The sequence below is a fragment of the Achromobacter sp. NCFB-sbj8-Ac1-l genome, from assembly GCF_052695805.1.
In genome coordinates this window covers 3,305,735-3,322,662 of sequence record NZ_CP199812.1, presented here as the reverse complement: position 1 = coordinate 3,322,662, position 16,928 = coordinate 3,305,735, and the positions used below count along the sequence as shown (strand labels likewise).

Annotated in this window: 14 protein-coding genes; 7 read left to right on the top strand and 7 right to left on the bottom strand. The window is 67.3% G+C overall.

What is annotated here, in order from left to right:
• The first annotated feature begins 154 nt into the window (after positions 1-154).
• Both ACUDP5_RS15175 and rlmD read left to right on the top strand, forming a co-directional pair.
• Positions 155-1,324 (top strand): MFS transporter, encoded by a 1,170-nt coding sequence (locus ACUDP5_RS15175; RefSeq protein WP_263913297.1) that lies wholly within the window; start codon positions 155-157, stop codon positions 1,322-1,324.
• Positions 1,325-1,369: 45 nt separating this feature from the next.
• Positions 1,370-2,920 (top strand): 23S rRNA (uracil(1939)-C(5))-methyltransferase RlmD, encoded by a 1,551-nt coding sequence (rlmD, locus tag ACUDP5_RS15170; RefSeq protein ID WP_445656456.1) that lies wholly within the window; start codon positions 1,370-1,372, stop codon positions 2,918-2,920.
• Positions 2,921-3,001: 81 nt separating this feature from the next.
• Here the strand turns inward: rlmD and cueR are convergent, their stop codons facing one another.
• The gene (gene cueR, locus ACUDP5_RS15165; RefSeq protein WP_263913299.1) at positions 3,002-3,403 is read right to left on the bottom strand and encodes a Cu(I)-responsive transcriptional regulator; all 402 of its coding nucleotides are present in this window, start codon (positions 3,401-3,403) and stop codon (positions 3,002-3,004) included.
• Between the two features lie 26 nt (positions 3,404-3,429).
• A complete protein-coding gene (locus ACUDP5_RS15160; protein ID WP_445656455.1) occupies positions 3,430-5,709 on the bottom strand; it encodes a heavy metal translocating P-type ATPase in 2,280 nt (759 codons plus the stop codon).
• 160 nt (positions 5,710-5,869) lie between these two features.
• Between ACUDP5_RS15160 and ACUDP5_RS15155 the strand changes: the two genes are divergently transcribed.
• The 3 genes from ACUDP5_RS15155 (at position 5,870) to ACUDP5_RS15145 (ending at position 8,616) form a co-directional block, all read left to right on the top strand.
• The gene (locus ACUDP5_RS15155) at positions 5,870-6,070 is read left to right on the top strand and encodes a heavy-metal-associated domain-containing protein (protein ID WP_175193763.1); all 201 of its coding nucleotides are present in this window, start codon (positions 5,870-5,872) and stop codon (positions 6,068-6,070) included.
• Positions 6,071-6,240: 170 nt separating this feature from the next.
• Positions 6,241-6,969 carry a glutathione peroxidase gene (locus ACUDP5_RS15150; RefSeq protein WP_263913302.1) on the top strand — a complete coding sequence of 243 codons (729 nt, stop codon included), beginning with the start codon at positions 6,241-6,243 and terminating at the stop codon, positions 6,967-6,969.
• Between the two features lie 210 nt (positions 6,970-7,179).
• Positions 7,180-8,616 (top strand): dihydrolipoyl dehydrogenase, encoded by a 1,437-nt coding sequence (locus ACUDP5_RS15145; RefSeq protein WP_263913303.1) that lies wholly within the window; start codon positions 7,180-7,182, stop codon positions 8,614-8,616.
• A 103-nt stretch (positions 8,617-8,719) separates the two neighbouring features.
• Here ACUDP5_RS15145 and ACUDP5_RS15140 read toward each other — a convergent pair whose 3' ends face one another.
• From ACUDP5_RS15140 to ACUDP5_RS15130, 3 genes are all read right to left on the bottom strand, one after another.
• Positions 8,720-9,610 (bottom strand): 23S rRNA (adenine(2030)-N(6))-methyltransferase RlmJ, encoded by an 891-nt coding sequence (locus tag ACUDP5_RS15140; protein ID WP_263913304.1) that lies wholly within the window; start codon positions 9,608-9,610, stop codon positions 8,720-8,722.
• A 12-nt stretch (positions 9,611-9,622) separates the two neighbouring features.
• Positions 9,623-10,378, bottom strand: a complete 756-nt coding sequence (gene ugpQ, locus ACUDP5_RS15135) for a glycerophosphodiester phosphodiesterase (RefSeq protein ID WP_445656454.1) — start codon at positions 10,376-10,378, stop codon at positions 9,623-9,625.
• Positions 10,379-10,809: 431 nt separating this feature from the next.
• Positions 10,810-12,102, bottom strand: a complete 1,293-nt coding sequence (locus ACUDP5_RS15130) for a M20/M25/M40 family metallo-hydrolase (RefSeq protein WP_445656453.1) — start codon at positions 12,100-12,102, stop codon at positions 10,810-10,812.
• Positions 12,103-12,541: 439 nt separating this feature from the next.
• Between ACUDP5_RS15130 and ACUDP5_RS15125 the strand changes: the two genes are divergently transcribed.
• Positions 12,542-14,509: a SurA N-terminal domain-containing protein gene (locus ACUDP5_RS15125; protein WP_445656452.1), complete on the top strand. Its 1,968-nt coding sequence runs from the start codon at positions 12,542-12,544 to the stop codon at positions 14,507-14,509.
• 31 nt (positions 14,510-14,540) lie between these two features.
• On the opposite strand, the gene ACUDP5_RS15120 is transcribed toward ACUDP5_RS15125, so the two are convergent.
• Positions 14,541-15,188, bottom strand: a complete 648-nt coding sequence (locus ACUDP5_RS15120; RefSeq protein WP_445656451.1) for an arylesterase — start codon at positions 15,186-15,188, stop codon at positions 14,541-14,543.
• On the opposite strand from ACUDP5_RS15120, the gene ACUDP5_RS15115 reads away from it, so the two are divergent.
• The gene (locus ACUDP5_RS15115) at positions 15,187-15,858 is read left to right on the top strand and encodes an ABC transporter ATP-binding protein (protein ID WP_263915602.1); all 672 of its coding nucleotides are present in this window, start codon (positions 15,187-15,189) and stop codon (positions 15,856-15,858) included. The genes ACUDP5_RS15120 and ACUDP5_RS15115 overlap by 2 nt on opposite strands.
• 84 nt (positions 15,859-15,942) lie before the next feature.
• Here ACUDP5_RS15115 and ACUDP5_RS15110 read toward each other — a convergent pair whose 3' ends face one another.
• A complete protein-coding gene (locus ACUDP5_RS15110) occupies positions 15,943-16,926 on the bottom strand; it encodes an ABC transporter substrate-binding protein (protein WP_445656450.1) in 984 nt (327 codons plus the stop codon).
• Between the last annotated feature and the right edge of the window lie 2 nt (positions 16,927-16,928).

The following is a 16,928-nucleotide window of genomic DNA, read 5'->3' as shown; positions in this document are numbered from 1 at the left end:
CCGCAAACCCGTGGTGCCGCGACCCGGCTGGCCGAATGGACAAATAAGATTTTTTAGGTCTTGTTCGGCGATAAATAAGATATTTTACGAACCGCGCGACCCTTCCTAAGCTTTCGGGTATTGCTCATCACCGGGCCCGTGCCCTGGATTCGCCATGCCTGTCGCTGTCTATGTTTTCTCGCTTTGCACTTTTGCCTTCGGGCTGTCCGAATTCGTCGTGGCCGGCCTGGTGTCGGCCATGGCCGACGATCTGCATGCCCGCGTCGAAGCGGTCGGCACGGCGATAGCCGCCTACGCCTTTGGCGCCGCCCTTGGCGCGCCGTTCCTGACGGCGCTGGCGGCGCGTTGGCCAGACCGCCGCACGCTGGGCCTTGCGATGGCGGTCTTGACGGCCGGCAGCGTCGTCATCAGCCTGTCGTCCACGTTGGCAGGCTTGTTGGCCATGCGTTTCGTGGTGGGGCTGGCGCACGGCGTCTTCATGGCGGTGGCCTCGGATGCTGCCACACGCCTGGCCGGACCGGCGCGAGCGGGCAGGGCGCTGTCGGTGGTCTGGCTGGGCCTGACGCTGGCGCTCGCCGCCGGGGTGCCGCTGGGTACCTATCTGGGCAGCGTGTGGTCGTGGCGGGCCGTGTTCCTGGCGATGGCGGGGTTGGGCCTGCTGGGGGCGGGCGGGCTGCTGGCACTGATGCCGGCGCGCTCGACAGACACGCCGGCCGCAGGTGCGGCGGCGGCATTGCGGGCATTGGGGCATCCTCAATTGCTGATGACGGCGGGCGTCGGCGCACTGGTCAGCGTGGCCACGTTTTCGTTTTTCACCTTCATTTCCCCCTTTCTGCTGCAGGTGGCCGGGTCGGACATCCGCTGGCTCAGCCTGGCGATGCTGCTGTTCGGCCTGTGTTCGATCGGCGGCAATCTGCTGGGCGGCTGGCTGGCGGATGCGGCCCAGCCCGACCGCAGCACGCAATGGGCCCTGGCGGCGCTGGCGCTTAACCTGGGGGCGCTATATGGGCTGCGACATGGGCCATTGGCGGTGGCCGCGCTGGCCGGCCTGCTGGGGCTATGCTTTTTCGCCATCGTCACGCTGCTGACGTTGCGGCTCCTGACCTTGGCGCGCCGCTACGTGCCGGCGTCCACCGCGGCCGCCGCGGGGCTGAACATCGCCTCGTTCAACCTGGGCACCGCCCTGGGCGGGGCGCTGGGCAGCGGGGTGATCGCCGCGGGCGGCCTGGCTTGGTTGCCGCTGGCGGGGGCGGCGGCCGCCCTGGCAGCCGCGGCGGCGCTGCGAGGCCAGGTCGCCCGGACGCCGCAACGGCAGCCGGCCTGAATCCTTTTACAATGCCGGGTTGCGTGTAAATCTGGACTGCGTGAGATGTCTGACGTTTTGAGTATCGAATCCCTGGATCTGGAAGCCCGGGGCATTGCCCGCCGCGATGGCAAGGTCATATTCGTGGAAGGCGCCTTGCCGGGCGAGCAGGTCACGGCGGTGACCGTGCGCCGCAAGCCGTCCTATGAAATCGCGCGCGTGGACGAAGTGCGGCGGCCTTCGTCGCAGCGGGTCGTGCCGCGCTGCCCCCATTTCGGCGTCTGTGGCGGCTGTGCCATGCAGCACCTGGAGCCCAGCACCCAGGTCGCGATCAAGCAACGTTCGCTGGAAGACACCTTCTGGCACGTGGGCAAGCTGCGCCCGGCGCGCATCCTGCCGCCGCTGCAAGGTCCCACCTGGGGCTACCGCTATCGTGCGCGCCTGTCGGTGCGCGTGGTGCCCAAGAAGGGCGGCGTGCTGGTCGGCTTTCACGAGCGCAAGAGCAGCTACGTGGCCGACATGCGCGAATGCCACGTACTGCCGCGCCACGTCAGCGACCTCCTGATGCCGCTGCGCGCCATGATCGCGTCGATGTCCGCGCCCGACCGCCTGCCGCAGGTGGAAGTGTCGCTGGGCGACGGCGTCACCGCGCTGGTGCTGCGCCATCTGCTGCCCCTGACCGACAACGACATCGCCGTGCTGCGCGCCTTTGCGGACAAGCACAACGTGCAGTGGTGGCTGCAGCCCAAGGGTCCCGATACCGTGCACCCGCTGGTGCGCGAACACGGCGACGCGCTGGCCTACACCATGCCCGAATTCGGCCTGCGCATGCCGTACCGGCCGACCGACTTCACGCAGGTCAACCATGCCATCAACCGCGCCATGGTGTCGCGCGCGCTCAAGTTGCTGGACGTGCAGCCCACCGACCGCGTGGCTGACCTGTTCTGCGGCCTGGGCAACTTCACGCTGCCGCTGGCGACCCAGGCCCGCGAGGCCGTGGGCGTGGAAGGCAGCAAGGCGCTGACCGACCGGGCTTTCGATGCCGCCGCGCGCCACGGCCTGGCCGATCGCACCAGCTTCTCGACCCTGAACCTGTTCGAAGTCGACGCGCACTGGCTGCGCAGCCTGGGGTTCTTCGATCGCATGCTGATCGACCCGCCGCGCGAAGGCGCCCATGCGGTGTCGCAGGCACTGGCGCAGTTGACGCCGGAAGAGCGGCCGCGCCGCATCGTCTACGTGTCCTGTAACCCGGCCACGCTGGCGCGCGATGCGTCGATCCTGGTGCACGAGGGCGGCTACCTGCTCAAGAGCGCGGGCGTCATCAATATGTTCCCGCACACCGGTCACGTGGAATCCATCGCGGTATTCGAATCGCTGGACGCCGCGGGCGTCTTGCAGGTGCAGGAAAACGCGCGTCTGCGCGCCATCCAGCAGGCGGCCGAGACGATGGCGGCAGAAGCCGAGAAAGCTGCTGCCGCGGCTGAAAAGAAGGCGGCCAAGCAGGCCGCCACCGACGCGTACCATGCACGCGTTGCGGCCGAGGCGCAAGCGCCCCAGGCCGAAATGGCCCAAACCGAAATGGCCCAAGCCGAGCCCGGGCAGCCGGATAAGGCCTGATGTGAAAAAGGCGGCCCTTCGGGGCCGCCTTGCTTTGGGGCCGCGCGTTGACTACGCCGGCCATGTCTTCCGAAAACGCTGCTATCCGACCTGCTGAGGCCCGCCCAGATTCTCCAGGATCGGGCAGTCAGGCCGGTCATCGCCATGGCAGTGCTGCGCCAGATGCTTGAGCGTGGCCGCCATGTCGCGCAGGGCGCAGGCCTTGCGTTCCAGTTCCTCGACGTGTTCCAGCGCAATGCGTTTCACGTCGGCGCTGGCGCGGCTGCGGTCTTTCCATAGCGCCAGCAGCCCGTTCATCTGCTCGACTGAAAACCCCAGGTCGCGCGCCCGGCGTACGAAGCGCAGCGTGTGCAGGTCGTTTTCGCTGTAGACGCGGTAACCCGAGTCCTTGCGCAGCGCCGGGCCGATCAGGCCGATGCTTTCGTAGTAGCGGATCATCTTGGCCGAGATGCCCGAGGCTTGCGCGGCTTGTCCGATGTTCATGCAATGGCCTCCTTGGGGGCGAGGGATCAGTGGGCCGCATGCGGCCGGAAGGTCTTCAGGCGCAGTGCGTTGCCCAGCACGAACACACTGGACAGCGCCATGGCGCCGGCCGCGAAGATGGGCGACAACGACAGTCCGAAGGCCGGATACAGCGCGCCTGCCGCCAACGGAATCAAGGCGGCGTTGTAGGCAAAGGCCCAGAACAGGTTCTGGCGAATGTTGGCCAGCGTGGCGCGGCTGAGCGCGATGGCGTTGGGCACGCCGTGCAGATCGTCGGCCATCAGCACCACCGAGGCGGCTTCGATGGCGACGTCGGTGCCCGTGCCGATGGCAATGCCGGTATCGGCGGCGGCCAGCGCCGGTGCGTCATTGATGCCGTCGCCCACGAAGGCCACCTTGCGGCCGCCGGCGCGCAATGCGGTGATGGCCTCGACCTTGCCGTCGGGCAGGACCTCGGCGCGCACTTCATCGATGCCCAACTGGCGCGCCACGGCCTGGGCCGTATGGCGGTTGTCGCCGGTGATCATGGCGGTCTTCAGGCCTTGCGCATGCAGCGCGGCAATGGCGTCCACGGCCGACGGCTTGATGGGGTCGGTCACGGCGATCATGGCGGCGGCCTGGCCGTCGATGGCCACGTAGATGGGCGTCTTGCCTTCATTGCCCCAGCGCTCGGCGCGTTGGCCGAAGGCGCTGACGTCCACGCCGCGCTCGCGCATCAGCCGGTCGGCGCCGGCCAGCACGCGCTTGCCGGCCACCGAGGCCTCGACGCCCGCGCCGGTGATGGCGGCAAAGCCGTCAGCGGGCAGCAGCGTCAGCTTGCGCTCGGCCGCGGCATCGACGATGGCGAGCGCGATCGGGTGTTCGGACCGCGCCTGCACCGACGCGACCCACAGCAGCACGTCTTCATCGCGGTAGCCGGCGGCCGCTTCCAGTTCGGTCAGGGTGGGTTTGCCCAGGGTCAGCGTGCCGGTCTTGTCGAACGCCACCACATTGACGTCGCGCAGCGTCTGCAAGGCGTCGCCCTGGCGGAACAGCACGCCCATTTCTGCGGCGCGGCCGGTGCCCACCATGATGGACGTGGGCGTGGCCAGGCCCATCGCGCAGGGGCAGGCGATGATCAGCACGGCCACGGCATTGACCAGCGCATGCGACAGCGCCGGCGTCGGCCCCAGGAAGAACCAGGCCAGGAAGGTCAGCAGCGCGGCCGCCATCACGGCCGGCACGAACCAGGCGGTGACCTGATCGACCAGTGCCTGGATCGGCAGGCGCGCGCCCTGGGCGGCCTCGACCATGCGGATGATGCGCGCCAGCATGGTGTCCGCGCCGGTGTGGGTAACGCGCAGCGTGAAGCTGCCCGAGGTATTGAGCGTGCCGCCGGTGGCCTGCATGCCCGGCTGCTTTTCGACGGGCACCGGTTCGCCGGTCAGCATCGATTCATCGACGTAGGAACTGCCTTCGATGATCTCGCCGTCCAGCGGAATCTTTTCGCCGGGGCGCACCAGCACGAGGTCGCCGCGGCGCACCTGTTCGATCTCGACGTCCTGCGGCTGGCCATCGCGCAGCACGCGCGCGGTGCGCGGCTGCAGGCCGATCAACCGCTTGATGGCGGCGCCCGTCTTGCCCTTGGCGCGGGCTTCCAGCGTGCGGCCAAGCAAGATCAGCGTGACGATGACGGCGGCGGCCTCGTAATAGACGTTGCGGGCGGCTTCTGGCAGCCAGTCGGGCGCAAAGGTCGCCACGACCGAATAGCCCCACGCCGCGCCCGCGCCCAGGGCCACCAGCGAATTCATTTCCGGCGCGCGGCGCCACAGCGCGGTCAGGCCCTTGCTGAAGAAGTGGCGGCCGGGCCAGGCCAGCACGGCCGTGGTCAGCACGAATTGCAGCAGCCAGCTGTTCTGCTGGCCGATGGTGCCCAGCACCCAGTGATGCAGGGCGGGAATCAGGTGCGAGCCCATTTCCAGCACGAACACGGGCAGCGTCAGCACCAGCGCGGCCATGAAGGCGTGTTGCAGGCGCCGCGCTTCGGCGTCGCGGGCTTCGGATTGGCGTTCGGCGTGGTCGTCCTGGGCGGCGATGGGGCGGGCCTCGTAGCCCATCTTCACCACAGCCTGGACCAGGGCGTCGGGCTGGGCGGTCTGCGGGTCATACGCGACCAGGGCGCGTTCGGTGGCCAGGTTGACCTGGGCCTGGGCCACGCCCGGCACGCGGGTCAGGGCTTTTTCCACGCGCTTCACGCAGGACGCGCAGGTCATGCCTTCGATGGCAAGTTCCAGCTCGACGGAAGGGGCAGGGATGGCAGCGCTCATGGCAGTCTCGGTGGGAAGGGAACCCACAGTGTCATCCTTCCCATGATGGGAAGGTCAAGGTGTATTCTACGCTTGACCTTCCTATAATGGGAAGGTTTAAGCTGGGTTCAAGCTCGCGCAAGCAACCGGCGCGGCCAACCTGAAATTCCTGGAGAACAGCATGAGCATCGAATTCCAAGTCCCCGACATGACCTGCGGCCATTGCGTCAAGACCATCACCGGCGCGGTCAATGCGGCGGCGCCCGGCGCGACCGTGGCCGTGGACCTGCCCAGCCACCGCGTGACCGTCAGCGGCACGGACCAGGCCGACAAGGTCGAGGCCGCCATCCGCGACGCGGGCTACGAGCCGCAGCGCGTCTGAGGCCAGTCCGCCGCTGGAAGGGTATGATAGAAAACTTCTGGCGGCGGCTATTTCGTAATTACCAAAATCTATCGATCAAGTAAATTTATTAAATTTGAATAATTGATAGATCAGATTTATCATTCTTTCCATGGTGGTTAAACAAACCCCGCTACCCAAGGAGAGATTGAATGCTGCAAAACCGTGAAGGCCAACGTGTTCCCAACGTAACGTTCCCCGTCCGCGAGGGCAACACCTGGAAAAAGCTCACGTCCGACGACCTGTTCAAGAACAAGACGGTCGTGGTCTTTTCGCTTCCCGGCGCGTTCACGCCGACCTGCTCGTCCACCCACCTGCCGCGCTACAACGAACTGGCCCCGGCCTTCTTCGAAGCCGGCGTCGACAGCATCGTCTGCGTGTCCGTCAACGACACCTTCGTCATGAACGAATGGGCCAAGGACCAGGAATCGGCCAACATCACGCTCTTGCCCGACGGCAACGGTGAGTTCACCGAAGGCATGGGCATGCTGGTCGACAAGAGCGACCTGGGCTTCGGCAAGCGCAGCTGGCGCTATTCCATGCTGGTCAAGGACGGCGTGGTCCAGAAGATGTTCATCGAGCCCGAAAAGGAAGGCGACCCGTTTGAAGTGTCGGACGCCGACACCATGCTGGCGCACGTCGCCCCGTCGGCCAAGAAGCCCGACCAGGTGGTCGTGTTCTCCAAGCCGGGCTGCCCGTTCTGCGTCGAAGCCAAGGCGCTGCTGGACAGCAAGGGCTACGCCCCGATCGAGATCCCGCTGGAAAACAAGGTCCGCGGCCGTGTGATCGGCGCCGTGTCCGGCAAGGGCACCGCTCCCCAGGTGTTCATCAATGGCACGCTGATCGGCGGCCTGGACGACCTGAAGGCGCACTTCGCCTAAGCCCGTCTGATTGCTGGCGGGGAAGCGGCACGACGCCGCTTCCCGCCGCCGGGCCGCCCTGCGCGGTCCGGCGCGCCGGTTTCCCTTGTTTCGCATCTTCGTGCGGCCCCTTTTCGGGGCGGCGGGGCGACGCTCGTCCCGAGGGTGCGCAACAAGGCGGAATCCGCCTTTGAAACCATTGCTCCACGTGACAACCGGGGGACCTGATAGATGAAGACTCTGCACACCGATATCGCCGTTCTTGGCGCCGGCACCGCCGGCCTGGCCGCCTACCGCGCCGCGAAGGCCGCGGGCAAGCGCGCGCTGCTGATCGAAGGCGGCCCCTATGGCACCACCTGCGCCCGCGTCGGCTGCATGCCGTCCAAGCTGCTGATCGCCGCGGCCGAAGCGGCCCACAACGCCGCCCACACCGAGGCATTTGGCGTGCAGGTGCAGGGCGAGATCGCCGTGGACGGCGTGGCCGTGATGGACCGCGTCAAGCGCGAACGCGACCGCTTCGTGGGCTTCGTGCTCGAGGGCGTCGAGAACATTCCCGCCGAAGACAAGATCCGCGGCTACGCCCGCTTCGTGTCCGACACGGTGTTGCGGGTGGATGAACACACCGAGATCCACGCGTCCCGCGTGGTCATCGCGACGGGCTCGCGCCCGGCGGTGCCGCCGCCGTTCCGCGGGCTGGGCGACCGGCTGGTGTTGAACGACGACGTGTTTGCCTGGGACGACCTGCCGCGCCGCGTGGCCGTGTTCGGCCCGGGGGTGATCGGGCTGGAACTGGGCCAGGCGCTGGCGCGATTGGGTGTAGAGGTGCGCGTGTTCGGCGTCAGCGGCAGCCTGGGCGGCATCAGCGACCCGCAGGTGCGCCACAGCGCGCGCAAGATCTTCCAGCGCGAGTTCTACCTGGACCCGGATGCCCGGGTGCTGGAAACGCAGCGCGTGGGCGACGAAGTGGAAGTGCGCTACGTGGCGCTGGACAACAGCGAACGCACCGAGCGCTTCGATTACGCGCTGGTGGCCACCGGCCGCCGCCCGAATGTGGATGGGCTGGGGCTGGAGAACACCTCGCTGCAACTGAACGCGCAGGGGGTGCCGCTGTTCGACCGTGAAACGATGCAGGCGGGCGATTCGGCCATTTTCATCGCCGGTGATGCCAACGCCGATGCGCCCTTGCTGCACGAAGCCGCCGACGAAGGCCGCATCGCGGGCGAAAATGCGGCCCGCTATCCCGAGGTGCGCCAGGGCTTGCGCCGCGCGCCGCTGGCGGTGGTGTTCTCGGACCCGCAGATTGCGCTGGCAGGCCAGGGCCATGGCCGCCTGACGCCGGGCACGTTCGTGACGGGCGAGGTGGATTTCAGCGACCAGGGCCGTTCGCGAGTGATGCTGAAGAACCGTGGCCTGCTGCATGTGTATGCGGATATCGCGACGGGCCGCTTCCTGGGGGCGGAAATGGTCGGCCCCAGCGCCGAGCATATTGGCCACCTGCTGGCCTGGGCCGTGCAGCAGGAGCTGACCGTGGCGCGCATGCTGGAAATGCCGTTCTACCATCCGGTGATCGAAGAAGGGCTGCGCACCGCGCTGCGCGACGCCGCGGCCAAGCTGGCCCGCGCGCAGGAAGCGCTGCGCCAGGTGGAAGCGGAAGGCGCCACGGCCTGATCCGCGCGGCAATGAACAAGAAGGGCTGCCCCGTCGATGGGGCAGCCCTTCTTGCATGCGGGTCCTGAACCGGCGGCGGGCGTGCGGGCCGCCTGGCCGGGAATCAGTCGTCGGACTGCTTCTTGGGCACCGGGAACGGATTCTCGCGGTATTGCAGCGTGAAACTGGCGCGGTCGTCCTGGCCCAGTTCGCGGGCCAGGTAAGGCATGGCCTGCTTCAGGGCATCGTGCAGCGTCCAGGGCGGGTTGACCAGGAACATGCCGCTGCCATGCAGGCCGTAGCCGTCGATGGTGGCCTTCTTGACGGTCAGGGTCGCGTGCAGCCAGCTCTTGACCTTCAGGTTTTCGAAGTGGCGCGCCATTTCGCTGGCTTCGCGCCGCTGCACCAGCGGATACCAGACGGCAAAGGTGCCGGTGGCAAAGCGCTTGATGCATTCCTTGACGGTGATCAAGGTGCGGCGGTAGTCGTTCTTGTCTTCGTAGGAAGGGTCGATCAGGACCATGCCGCGGCGCGTGGGCGGCGGCAAGAGGGCCTTGACGCCTTCGAAGCCGTCGTCGCCGTAGATGGTGGTCTGTCGCTGCGCCGTGCGGCCCTGGTGTTCGAGGTTGACGACCAATGCGTCGATCTCGGTGGGGTGCATTTCGAACAGGCGCAGGCGGTCGGACGGGCGCAGGGCATCCAGGGTGAGCCAGGGCGACCCGGGGTAGCGCTTCAAGCGACCGTTGGTGTTGAACGCGCGGATGCGGGCAACGTAGTCGGCCAACAGGGGCGGCAGGTCGTCGCGGTCCCAGAGGCGGCCGATGCCGTCTGCGAATTCGGACGTCTTGGCGGCCCAGTCGCTGTCCAGGCTGTAGAGGCCGGCGCCGGCATGGGTGTCGACGACCCAGTACGGTGCATCCTTGCGGTTGAAGTAGTCCAGCGTGTGGACCAGGATGGCGTGCTTGAGGACGTCGGCGTGGTTGCCGGCATGGAAGGCGTGGCGATAGCTGAACACGGGGCGGGCGCCTTAAGCGGAAGCGGCCGGCGCGATGGCGGCCAGTTCGTCGGTGAAGATGCCGTCGATACCCCAGTCGAGCAGCAGCTGGGCGCGCGCGGGGTCGTTGACGGTCCAGGCGGCGATGCGGTAGCCGGCGGCGTGCACGGCGTCGATCAGTTCGCGGGTGGCGTCTTTCTGGTTGATGTTCAGGGCGACGCAGTCGTACTTGACGAGGCGGTCGAGCCAGTCGGCGGGCACTTTTTCAACCAGCAGGGCGCGCGGCAGTTCAGGCGCGACTTCCCGGGCGGCCTGCAGGGCTTCTTCGGCAAAGGACGACAGCAGCGGCGGCACGGCGGCGTCTTTCCAGAGTTCGCGTGCGGCCAGGGCGACGGCGGTGCCGGTTTCGGCTTCGCGGCCGGGGCAGGGCTTGATTTCGACGTTGCTGGCGATGCCGTTGGCGACGGTGTAGCGGGCGACGGCGGCGAAGGTGGGCAGGGGCTCGCCGGCGTAGCGGGCGGAATGCCAGCTGCCGAAGTCGAGCTGGGCGAGTTCGCTGAAGGTCTTGGCGGCGGCGGGGCCGTGGCCGTTGGAGGTGCGGTCGACGCCGTCGTCGTGCATCAAGACCAGGATGTTGTCGGCGCTGAGCTTGACGTCGTATTCGAAGATGGTGAAGCCGTGGTCGGCGCCGACGCGCATGGCGGCCAGGGTGTTCTCCGGCGCCAGGCGGCCGCCGCCGCGGTGGGCGATATGACGGGAATAGGGCCAGGTGGGGAGTTTTGCTGTCATTTCTTTTGTTGCTTTATCGGTGCTTTTGGATAGGTTGCAAGGATACTCCTTCTTAGAGGGGCTTTCCGGGGGGATGGGTTCTTTTGGCGCGGCGTCGGGGCGGTGGGGCCGGGGCGGGGCTACGCGGCTTGTCCGGCGCGCGGGCGCCGGACAGCGCGTGCTCATCCTCGTCGTCGCCTGCGGCGACTCCTACGGATTCCGCCGCGCGCGCCGCTACACGCCCCGCCCCGGCCCCACCGCCCCGACGCCGCTCGCGTTGGTGATTAATCGCCGGTGTTTGGGGCGGGTGGTTTGCTTGGGCTTCGTGGGGGGCAAAACTGTGGGGGGGAAGAGGTGGATTGCGCCCGTCCAGGACGGGCCGCCCTGCGCGGCCGTCCTGGACATACGCTGCTGGTGATGCAGCGGTTGAGGGCTTTGTTGTTGTGGTGGCTCTACTTCAGTGGGGCCTTGTCTTGTGAGATGTCCATGATCAGGCGGGCGGCCAGATAGAGGCGCGGGACGATGGAGTTGATCTGGATGTATTCGGCGTCGTTGGAGTGGGCGCCGAAGCCGGACAGGCCCATGCCTTCGATCACGGGGCCGCGGGCCTTGAGGGCGGCGAAGGCGGCGTCGGTGCCTCCGCCGCTGGCGCGGTCGATGACTTTCATGGGCAGGTCGAGTTCTTTGTAGATGGCGACGCCGTGGTTGGCCAGCGCGCGGGACGCGGGGGTGGCTTCGAGCGGGGGGCGGCGGACTTCGAATTTGACGGTGACCTTGGAGTCGGGCAGCAGTTTCTTCTGCACGCGTTCCTGCAGGGTGCGGGCCAGGGCGTCGAAGTCGGAGACTTTCAGGGCGCGGGCGTCGGCCTGGGCGGTGGCCTGGCCGGGGATGACGTTGCGGTTGGTGCCGGCCTGGGCGACGGTCCAGTTCAGTTTCAGGCCTTCTTCGGGTTTGGACAGCTTGTCCAGTTGCAGCAGCTGGTGGGCGAGTTCGTAGAGGGCGTTGACGCCGCCTTCGGGGCGGGCACCGGCGTGGGAGGTCTTGCCTTGCACGTTGAGGTAGGCGGCGCCGATGCCGCTGGTGGCCAGGGTCAGGCGGGGTTCGGTGCCGCCGCCTTCGAAGGAGAAGACGGCGTCCTGGTCGGCGCCCAGCCGGGTGATGGTGTCGCGGGCGCCGGGCGAGCTGATTTCTTCGTCGCCGTTGATGAGGACGGTGAGGGTGCCGTAGTCCTTGAAGCCCATTTTCTGCAGCAGGGCCAGGGTGTGCAGGATGGTGGCGACGCCGTGCTTGTCGTCGGCGATGCCCAGGCCGTAGGCGCGGTCGCCGTCGATGCGAAAGGGCTGGTCGCGGAGCATGCCGTTGCGGTAGACGGTGTCCATGTGCGCGATGAGCATGATCTTCTTCTGGCCGGTGCCCTTGAACTCGGCGTGGACCATGGGCCCGACGTGTTCGGGGGTGTCGTCCAGGCGGAAGATGTCGGTGGGCTTGATGATGTCGACGGTGCCGCCCAGGGCCTTGAGACGCTCGCCGATGAGGGCGGCGATGCGTTCCACGCCTTCGACGTCCTTGCTGCCCGATTCGATGTTGACCAGGTCGCGCATGGTGTCGAGCATGGCTTGCTTCTGGTCCTGGGCGGCCTCGTGCACGGCGGCGACGGGGGCCGCGAGGGCGGCATGGGAGCCTCCCAGCAAAGTCAGGGCGACGGCGGTGCGCAGGACGAGGGGGCGGGGGAACGGGAACGGCATCGATGATCACCTTGGCGTGAAGGGGGAAGAGGGAAGCTGCAAGGAATCGCGGGAACAGGGTATTGCAGGAACGGCGCATGGCCGGAATCAGGCATTGCCGCAAGCGGTCGGCGCGGGCCTGGCCGGGGTCGGTCCCGGATTTGACGATACGAGGGCGGACCCGGGTCGAAAACGGGGGTTTCCCGGGTTGACTGGCGGGGGCTTCCATGAAGCGCAAGGACGGCGAGAAGGGCGGCTGCAAGTGGGGCGGACGCACGCGGGCGGGGCCGCAGAAGGCACGTTGGAATCGGCCGCTGCGGGACGAATGAGAAATGCTAAAATCCGCCCGCTGACCCGGTTTGACCGGTATGGGAATAGGGCGAATGAGATTCGCCTTTTTTTATGCGTTTTCGTGCGGCCCGGGCGGAAGTCTCCTCTCGAGTGCGGCAACAGGGATTCCATGTTCGAATTTATTCGCAGCCATCGGCGCTGGATGCAGTTCATCCTGCTGCTTCTGATTGTGCCTTCCTTCTTCCTCGTCGGGATTCAAGGCTATGACAGCTTCATGCGCCGCGAGCCTGAATTGGCCACCGTCGCCGGCCAGCCGATTTCCCGCGCCGAGTTCGACCAGGCGCACCGCAACCAGCTGGAGCAATTCCGCCAACGCCTGGGTGCGCAGTTCGACCCCGCGGTGATCGATACGCCGGCACTGCGCGAAAGCCTGCTGAACCAGCTGATCAATCAGCGCCTGCTGGCCAACGTGGCCGTCGACAACCGTTTCTCGGTGTCCGACGAAACGCTGCGCAACACCATCGCCGCCATCCCGGAAGTCCAGGACAACGGCCGTTTCTCGCCCGAACGCTATCGCCAGGTGCTGGCCGCGCAAGGCATGTCGCCCACCTCGTTCGAAGCCGGTCTGCGGCGCGATCTGGCCGTGGCCCGCGTGCTTGAGCCCGTCGGCCAGTCGGCCCGCGCGCCCGGCGAAGTCGTCGCCTCGCTGGAAACCGCGCTGACGCAGCAACGCACGGTGCAGCTGCGCCGTTTTGCCGCCGCCGATTTCCGCTCGCAAGTGACGGTCACGCCGGCTGACATCCAGACCTGGTACGACGCCAACAAGCAGCAACTGCAGGTTCCCGAACAGGTGCAGGTGCAATACCTGGTGCTGGACGAAGCCGCCGCCACGCAGGGCGTGCAGGTCAAGGACGAAGACCTGGCCTCGTACTACGAGCAGAACAAGTCCCGCTTTGGCCAGCCCGAGCGCCGCCGCGCCAGCCACATCATGATCGAAGTGCCCGCGGGCGCCTCGGAAGATGCGCGCAAGGCCGCCCGTGCCAAGGCCGAAGACCTGGCCAGGCAGGCTGCCGCCGACCCGGCCAGGTTTGCCGAGCTGGCCCGCAAGAATTCGCAGGACGCCGGTTCGGCCGCCAATGGCGGCGACCTGGGCTGGCTGGCACCGGGCATGCTGTCCGGTCCGCTGGAAAAGGCCGTGTTCGGCCAGGCCAAGGACCAGGTGTCCGGCGTGGTCGAAAGCCCGTCAGGCTTTCACGTGGTCAAGGTCACCGAGATCCAGCCGGCCGCGGTCAAGCCGCTGGCCGAGGTCAAGGACCAGATCACCGCTGAAGTGCGCAAGCAACTGGCCGCCATCCGTTTCTCGGAAATGGCCAGCCAACTGAACAAGCAGGTCTACGACCAGCGCGACAGCCTGCAACCGGCCGCCGACGCGGTGGGCCTGAAGCTGCGCACCGCCTCGGGCGTCACCCGCGAAGGCCTGCTGCCGGCCGACAAGGCCGGCCCGGGTTCCGCCGCCGACAGCCCGGATGCGGCGCTGCTGGACAACCCGCGCGTGCGCCAGGTGGTGTTTTCGCCCGACGTGCTGCGTGAAAAGCAGAATTCCGGCGTGATCGAACTGTCGCCCGATACCATGCTGGCCGTGCGCATGGCCGCGGTGGAACCCGCCCACATCCCGCCGCTGGACAAGGTCAGCGATTCCATCCGTGCCAAGCTGCTGGACGAGCGTTCGGCCGAAGCCGCCAAGAAGGCTGGCGAAGCCGCGCTGGCGGCCGATCAGGCCAGCCCGGCAGCAACGCCGGAAGGCTTTGGCGGCCCGCTGGTGGTGTCCCGCCAAGACCCGAAGAACCTGCCGCGTTCGGTGCTGGACGCCGTGATGCGCCTGCCGGCGTCCAAGCTGCCGGCCTATACCGGTGTGCAGTCGGGCGCCGACTACACGCTGGTGCGCCTGGAAAAGGTCGATGCCGGCACGGTCGATGCCGCCGACAAGGAACGTCTGGCGCAGCAGCTGTCGGGCGCCTGGGGCCAGGCCGAAAACGAAGCCCTGGTGCGCATGCTGCGCGAAGAATACAAGGTTCAGGTGCTGCCGGCCGCCGCCGACGTCATCCGGGGCGACGCATCCCCGCAGGCGGCAGGCTGAGCCTTTCGCCACGCCGCGGCGCCGTTGCGTATTACTGCAGCAGCGGCCGCAATACCGGCCACACGTTATCCAGCAATTGGCCTTGCGCATCCTCATTCGGATGGATGCCGTCGGCCTGGAACATCGCCCGGTTCGTTGCAATGCCTTCCATCAGGAAGGGCACGAGCCGGGCGTTTTCGTCTTTGGCGACCGTGGGAAACACCTGGGCAAAGCGCTGGGTGTAGTCGCGGCCGTAGTTGGGCGGAATCTGCATGCCCACGATGACCACCTGGGCATCGGCCTTGCGGGCCGTTTGCGCCATGGTGCGCAGGTTCTGTTCGGTCATGTTCAGCGGCAGCCCGCGCAGGGCGTCGTTCGAACCCAGCTCCAGCACGACCACCGCCGGCTCATGCTGGCGCAGCAGCGCGGGCAGGCGCGCGACGCCGCCGCTGGTAGTGTCGCCGCTGATGCTGGCATTGACGACCTTGTACTTCGGGTATTGTTCGGAAAGCCGGGCGGACAGCAGCGGCACCCAGCCGGTGCCGCGCTTGATGCCGTATTCGGCGGCCAGGCTGTCGCCCACCACCAGCACGGTGCGCAGCGCGGAACCCTGCGCCGCGGCGGTGGTCTGAGCGTGGGCGGGCGCCAACAGGGCGCTGGCAAGAACGGACGTAAGTAGCAGACGGGGAAATAGGCGCATGGATAGCAAGAATTCGATCGAGGTGAAAGGGCTGGGCAAGCGGGTAGCCGATGCCGGCGGGACGCTGTCTATCCTGGAAGACATCGATTTTACGGTGCAGGCAGGCAGCGCCGTGGCCATCACCGGTAGCTCCGGTTCGGGCAAGTCCACCTTGTTGGGACTGCTGGCAGGCCTGGATGTTCCCAGCTCGGGCAGCGTGCGCCTGGCCGGGCAGGACCTGTTCTCACTGGATGAAGACGGCCGGGCGCGCCTGCGCGCCAATCACGTGGGATTTGTGTTCCAGTCGTTTCAGCTCTTGCCTAACCTGACGGCGCTGGAAAACGTGATGCTGCCGCTGGAACTGGCCGGCCAGCCGGCCCGCGAGGCCGCGCAGGCCATGCTGGAACGGGTCGGCCTGGGCGCGCGGCTGAACCACTACCCGCGCACCCTGTCGGGCGGCGAGCAGCAGCGCGTGTCGCTGGCGCGCGCCTTCGTGGTGCAGCCGGATCTGCTGTTCGCGGACGAACCCACCGGCAGCCTGGATGCCGCCACGGGCGTGACGGTGATCGACCTGATGTTCGACCTGCACCGGGAGCACGGCACCACCCTGGTGCTGGTGACCCATGATCCGCAGCTGGCGGCGCGCTGCGCCCGCCAGTTGGTGCTGGCGGCCGGGCGCATGGTCCAGTAGCGTCAGCCTGCCGGGCACGCAAGGGAGGCCCGCGGCCAGCGGCAGGCGGGCCTGATGGCCTGTCTGCCCACCGGATAGCCGCGCTTACTTGGCCTTGGCCACCGCCTGGTTCCAGGCCGTCACCACGGCTTCGTATTCCTTGGCCGCCGCGTCCTGGCTGACCGGGAATATCTTGATGCTGTTGAAGTCGGGCAGGGTGGTCAGGCTGGCCACCGCGATGTCCGTGCGGGTGGGGCGGCGGAAGTTCTTCACCAGCTGCGCTTCCTGGGCTTCCTTGCTGAGCAGGCCGTCGTAAAGGGCGCGGGCGGCGTCCAGGTTCTTGGCGCCCTTGATGATGAACATGCCTTCGGGCGCCAGGTAGCTGCCTTCGCTCGGGTAGACCAGCTTTATTTCCTTCTGACCGCCGGCCACGTATTCCTGGGCGGCGTATTCCAGCGTCATGCCCACCGCGTATTCGCCCGCGGCCACGCCCTTGTAGGTGGTGCCCGACGAGGCGGTGACCACGGCGTTGGCGGCGATCTTGTCCAGGCCTTCCTGGCCGAACTGCTTGTACAGGCCATAGACCAGCATGTAGGCCGTGCCGCTCTTGGACGGGTCGGTGATGGCGAACTTGCCCTTCCATTGCGGCTGCATCAGGTCGGACCAGGTGGCCGGGGCCGGCAGGCCCTTCAACTGGCGTTCGTTGACCATCAGCACCATGATGTGCACGTTGGTGCCCACCCACAGGTCGTCCGGGCCGCGGAACTCGGCGGGAATCTTGTCCAGGTCGGGCGAGCGATAGGGCTGCAGGTGCTGGCGGTAGGCGCCCAGCGTGCCGAAGCCACCGCTCCAGAACAGGTCGCCGCGCGGGTTCTGCGCTTCGGCCTCGATGCGCTTCATCATCGTGCCCGTGCCGCCGGTGACCGGCTGCACGTTCAGCTTGGGCGATTTGGCCTTGACGGCCTCCAGCGCGGTTTCGATGGTTTCCGTGTTGTTGGATGAATACAGGACCACGTTCTGGGCGTGCAGGGCGCCCGAGGCCAGGGTGGCGGCCAACAGGCCGGTGTGCAGGATGTGTTTGAGGTGCATGG